Origin of the sequence: Micromonospora deserti, from assembly GCF_003236335.1 — a bacterium.
GTDB lineage: Bacteria > Actinomycetota > Actinomycetes > Mycobacteriales > Micromonosporaceae > Micromonospora > Micromonospora deserti.
This window is the reverse complement of the sequence record NZ_POUB01000346.1, coordinates 1-5,545: the sequence shown is the minus strand read 5'-3', so window position 1 is coordinate 5,545 and position 5,545 is coordinate 1. Positions and strand designations below refer to the sequence as shown.

At 75.0% G+C, this 5,545-nt stretch carries 4 protein-coding genes; 2 read left to right on the top strand and 2 right to left on the bottom strand.

What is annotated here, in order from left to right; genetic code table 11:
• Positions 1 to 61: 61 nt before the first annotated feature.
• Together C1I99_RS28850 and C1I99_RS28845 are read right to left on the bottom strand one after the other, a co-directional pair.
• Positions 62 to 1,078 carry a GNAT family N-acetyltransferase gene (locus C1I99_RS28850; protein WP_111137353.1) on the bottom strand — a complete coding sequence of 339 codons (1,017 nt, stop codon included), beginning with the start codon at positions 1,076 to 1,078 and terminating at the stop codon, positions 62 to 64.
• Between the two features lie 72 nt (positions 1,079 to 1,150).
• A complete protein-coding gene (locus C1I99_RS28845) occupies positions 1,151 to 2,350 on the bottom strand; it encodes a lytic transglycosylase domain-containing protein (RefSeq protein ID WP_111137352.1) in 1,200 nt (399 codons plus the stop codon).
• 56 nt (positions 2,351 to 2,406) lie between these two features.
• On the opposite strand from C1I99_RS28845, the gene C1I99_RS28840 reads away from it, so the two are divergent.
• Complete coding sequence (locus C1I99_RS28840) at positions 2,407 to 2,628, top strand: FmdB family zinc ribbon protein (protein ID WP_111137351.1); 222 nt, start codon at positions 2,407 to 2,409, stop codon at positions 2,626 to 2,628.
• A gap of 144 nt (positions 2,629 to 2,772) precedes the next feature.
• Positions 2,773 to 5,545 (top strand): ATP-binding protein (locus C1I99_RS28835; RefSeq protein WP_111137350.1); only part of this gene is annotated, 2,773 nt, incomplete at its 3' end.

Genomic DNA, 5,545 nt, shown 5'->3' with positions numbered 1-5,545 from the left:
AGACTTCTAGCTCCGTCGGCAGCGTCAGATGTGTATAAGCGACAGGTTTCGCGAACAACGGTCAGTGGGGCGCGTCGAGCCGGTGCACCAGCTCGGCGACGTCGACGCTGTACTCGCACCACTCGCGGTCGGGGCGGTAGCCCAGCTCCGCGTTGACCTTCAGCATCGCCTCGTTGGCCTGCGCGTTCCAGGTCTGCACCTCGGTCAGCTGCGGCTCGGCCGAGCGCAGCTCCAGCAGCATCCGCGCCTTGATCGCCCGGTCGATGCCGTAGCCCCGGTGGTCCTGCACCACGATGGTGTCGTACTGATCAGCCCGGGTGGGGTGCTGGGCGGGCACCACCACCTCGGTCAATCCGGCCACCTCCCCGGTCTGCTCGTGCAGGGCCAGCACGATGTACGGCTTCATGCCCCGCCGGTGCAGGCAGTCCAGGCTGTCCCGCAGCCGCTCGGGATCGTACGAGCTCGGGCGCAGCTCGCCGTCGTCGACGTCGCGCACCTCGGCCTTGGCCCGCGCGTACGCCTCGATCAGGTCGTCAGGCGGGCCGCCGGGGCAGAACTCCAGGTGGTAGCCCGCGCCGATGCCGGTGGCCATCTCAGCCAACTCGACCCAGTCCACCCCGGACAGTTCCAGCACGCTGCGGGTCTCGACGTACTCCCGCGCGAAGCCGAGCGACTCGTAGAAGGCCACGGCCGGGGTGTCGCCGACCACCTCGACCCCGATCGACTGGAAGCCCTCCTGATAGACCCGGCGGGCGGCCACCCGGACCAGGTCGCGGCCGAGCCCGGTGCGGCGCGCCGCGGGATGCACCAGCACCTCCAGCACGCCGATGTCGCCGAGCAGCAGCACGTGCACCTGGCCCAGGATCGCGCCGGCCATGCCGTTGGCGGCCGGCTCGGCCTGGGTGACCCAGGAGATCCGCCGCTCGCCCGGCATCACCTCGGAGAGATATTCACGAAGGGAACTCTCCTGCCACGGCGGATCCTGCGGGAGATCGACCGCCAGGACCGCGTTCAGCGTGTCCAGCAGCGACGCGATCTCGGCGGACGACGCGGTCCTGGGGTCCCACTCGCGCACCATCACCCGTCTAGCTTGCCGCTAACCGCCGCCCGGGGGAAGTGTCCAGTTCTCCAATGTATGCAGACGATCACGTCACGTGCGACTGGCCTGCCCGTACCGGTTGGCGGTGTCGAAGACGTCCTGGGCGTACCGGCGCACGTCGTTGTACGACAGGATGGCGTTCCACCAGTCGCCGGGGATGGTGAGGTTCCGGCCGCCCTTGCAGAGATAGTTGCCGGCGGCGAGGGCGGCGTCGTCCAGGTCGTGCGGGTCCTTGCGGCCGTCGTTGTCCGCGTCCGCGCCGATCTCCTGCCAGGTGGTCGGGATGAACTGCATCGGCCCGATCGCCCGGTCGTAGGTGGTGTCGCGGTCCAGCTGGCCCCGGTCGGTGTCGGCGATCCGCATCCGCCCGCCCTGCCCGTCCAGCGGCAGGCCGATGATCTCGGGCAGCGCCCGGCCGTCGGCGCCGAGCCGGGCGTTGTTGGCCTGGCCGTGCCCCGACTCGACGAACCCGATGGCGGCCAGCGTGGTCCAGCTGAGGCCGCAGCTGCGGTTGGTCTGCGCGAGCACCAGCTCGGCGTAGCCGTACGCCTGCATGGCCACCGGCGAGATGCCGACCTTCGGGCCGACCTGCCGGGCCCACTCGGCGAGCGCGTCGGCGGGGCGCCCGGTGGGCACCGCGGCGGTCGCCGGCCCGGTCGGCACCGCGCCGACCGGCGGCAGTGTGCCGGTGGGCAGCCCGGTGGCGGGTAGCTGCCCCGGCGGCGGGACGATCACGCCGGCCGTGGCGTCGACCGCGACCGGGCGCGGCGCCCGGACCGTCGCCGGCACCAGCAGCGCCCCGGCGGCGGCGGTCGCCGCGACCAGGGCGAACAGGAACACACCGGGCAGGGTGAGCCGGCCGCTGGGCCGCCGCGACCACTCCCGGATCGCCCGCCCGGCCACCATCGCCATCCGGTGCGGCGGCAGGCGTACGGCGTGCGCGAACGGCACCCGGCGTCGCCGGGCTCCCGCGGGCCGGTCGGTGGCCGGCAGATCGGCCTTCGTCGCCGCGAGGTCGGTCTGCTCCGGCTCGGCCGAGTCGCCGGCCGGCTCGGCGGACCCGGCCGGCTTCCTGGCCTCAGCCGGCTTCGCGGCGCCGGCCGGGCTCGGGGTCTCGGGCCTCAGCCAGGGGCGGCGGGGCCGGGGCAACCGCGTTGCGGGCTCGTCCGGGGCGGGCCCGGCGAGCGGCCCGGCGAGCGGCGCGGCCGGTCGCAGGGGCCGAAGGGTCGATCTGTCCTCGCCGTCCACCACCAGTCGAGTATCACCCATGTCCCGCCGGGCGTCAGGACCGGTCGTACCCTGGTGCCATGCCCCGGTACGAGTTCCGCTGCCGCGCCTGCGGCGACACCTTCGAGGTCAACCGTCCGATGGCGCAGGCCGCCCAGCCGGCCCCCTGCCCGCAGGGACACGCCGACACGGTCAAGCTGCTCTCCACGGTCGCGGTGACCGGCCGGGGCGGCGCCGGGGGGGCCGCCCGCCCGCCCGCGCCCGCCGGTGGTGGCTGCTGCGGGGGTGCCTGCGGCTGCTGACGTCCCCGACCGGCACGTCGTGGCGCTTGCCCACGTCGAGGTCGAGTGGCACCTTGGGTCGGAACCTGGCCGGCCGTTCTCACGATGCGTGACGGTTCAGTATCAGGCAGCATGAACCCGACGTCAGGGGCGGAGGTTCCACGCATGTCGCCAGGGATTTACCTCCCGAGCGGGTGGGTGACCTTCGTCTTCACCGATATCGAGGGCTCCACCCGGCTGGCCCAGCTGCTCGGCCCCGAGTACCGCCCGGTGCTGCGGGAGCACCGCCGGCTGCTGCGCCGGACGATCGCCGCCACCGAGGGCGCGGAGTTGCTGACCGAGGGCGACTCGTTCTTCCTCGCCTTCGACGACGCGACCGCGGCGCTGACCGCGTGCCTGATCGCCCAGCGGGCGCTGGCCAGCCACGACTGGCCCACCCCGGAGGCCGCCCCGCGGGTCCGGATGGGGCTGCACACCGGCTGGGCCGAGCCGCGCGACGGTGAGTACGCCAGCCCGGAGGTGCACCGCGCCGCCCGGGTGGCCGGCGCCGCGCACGGCGGGCAGGTGCTCTGCTCGGCGTCGACCGCACGGCATGCCGACCCGCTGCCGCCGGGCGCGTCCCTGCTCGACCTGGGCCTGCACCGGCTGCGCGGGTTCGACGACCGGGAACGGCTCTTCCAACTGGTGGCGCCCGGCCTGGAACGGCAGTTCCCGCGGCCGCGTACCGCCGACGCGATCGCGCACAACCTGCCCACCCAGGTCACCTCGTTTGTCGGCCGGCAGGCCGAGCGGACCGAGCTGCGCCGCCTGGTGGAGACGCACCGGCTGGTGACGGTGCTGGGCGCGGGCGGGGCCGGTAAGACCCGGCTCGCCGTGGAACTCGCCGCCGACCTGGTCGAGTCCTACCCGGACGGAGTCTGGTTCGTGGACATCGCCACGGTCACCGATCCGGGTCTGGTGGCGTTCGAGATCGCCGCGGCGCTCGGTCTCCGCCCCGAGCCGGGACGCCCGATGGTGGACACCCTGGTGGAGTACGCGGCTGCCCGCCGGATGCTGGTCGTGCTGGACACCTGTGACGCCCAACCGGCCGCCTCGGCCGAGGTGATCTCCCGGTTGCTCGCCGGCGGGGTGGGGGTCCGCGTGCTTGCCACCAGCCGGGAGTCGTTCGGCCTGCCCGGTGAGGTGGTGTGGCGGATCCCGCCGCTGTCGGTCGACGCGCCCGCCGACGGCGCGGAGAGCGACGCGGTCGCGCTGCTGCTGGACCGTACGACGGCGGCCCGGGGCGGGCGGCAGCCGGACCCGGCCGAGTCGGCCGACCTGCGCCGGGTGGTGCAGCGCCTGGACGGGCTGCCGCTCGCCATCGAGCTGGCCGCCGCCCGGCTGCGGGTGCTCTCGGTCGGGCAGCTCGCCGAGCGCCTCGACGACGTGCTCGGCACGCTGGACGCCGGCCGGGAGGACCCGGAGCCGCCCCCGGTGGAGCGCGGCTGGACGGGCAACCAGCAGGACACGGTGGATCTGATCGCGGCCGCCGTCGGCGTCCCGCCACCCACCCCGGCCGCCCGGGCGGTGCAGCGCTCCGCCACCGAGCGGCACATCACCATGCAGGCCACCGTGACGTGGTCGTACCGAACGTTGGGGCCGCGCGCCGCCCGGCTGCTGCGCTGGCTGGCGGTCTTCGCCGGCCCGGTGGACCTGGCGGCGGTGGCGTGGCTGCTCGGCGACGACCCGCTCGACCCGCTGTCGGTGCTGGTCGACAAGTCGATGGTGCTGGCCGAGCCGCACGTCTCGGGCAGCACCTACCGGATGCTTGACCCGATCCGGGCGTACGCGGCCCGCCGGCTGGTGGAGGCGGGGGAGGAGCAGACCGCCCGGGACCGGCACGTGGCGTGGTCGGCGCACGCGCTGGAACGGGCCCACCTCGGCCCGGACGGGAGGCCGGTCACCCTCTCCCTGTACGCCCTCGACCCGCTCGCCGGTGAGCTGCGCGCCGCGCTGCGCTGGTGCGCCACCGGCGGCAGCGCCCGGGCGGGGCTGCGGCTGGCTGGCGGCCTGGACCAGTGGTGGCGGGAGCGGGGGCTGGCCCGCGAGGGGCGACTCTGGCTGTTCCGGCTGTACGGGCGGATCGCCGAGACCGGCGAGCGGATCCCGGAGGCCGAGCTGGCGGCGGCGTACCACATGCACTCGCTGCACGCTGGCGCGGACGGTGAGTTCGCCGAGGAGCTGCGCTTCTCCCAGCGGGCCGAGGAGGCGGCCCGGCAGGCCGGCGAAGCCGGCCTGCTCGCGCGGGTGCTCGCCGGGCGGGCCGCCCCGCTGGTCGACATGGGACAGCTCGCCGAGGCGGAGCGGGTCTGCCGGGAGGTGATCGCCTGGGCGCACGACCAGGACGTGGTCGGCGACGCCCTCTTCGCGGTGTTCAAGCTGGCCGAGCTGCTGTGGCGGCGGGGCGCGCTGGACGAGGCGGCGGAGCTGCTCGGCGCGGCCCGCCCGGTGGAGGCGGCCCGCCCGCTGGAGCGGGGGCGCCGCTCGGTGGACATGCTGCTCGGCATGGTCGCCCTGGCCCGCGGCGACCTGATCGCCGCGCACGAGCATCTGCTGGTGGCGCTGCGCTCCCGGATGAGTCACGGCTTCCACGGCCGGGCCTGCGACACGCTCAACGCGATCGCGGTGCGCTGCGCCGCGGGGGATGACCCGCTGACCGGGGCGCGGCTGTTCGGCGCGGCGCAGGCCACCCGGGCCAGCCTGCGCTCCACCCCGGGCATCTGCGGGGCGTACTGGGCGGAGCGGCAGGCGGAGCTGCGCGGCATGCTGGGCGACGCGGCCTTCGACGACGCGTACGGCCAGGGGGCCGAGCTGGGGCTGGAGGAGGCCGCCGCGGTAGCCCTCGCCGTCGAGCATCCCGACCTGGCCGCCGACTCGACGAGGTTCGGCACCGGTACCG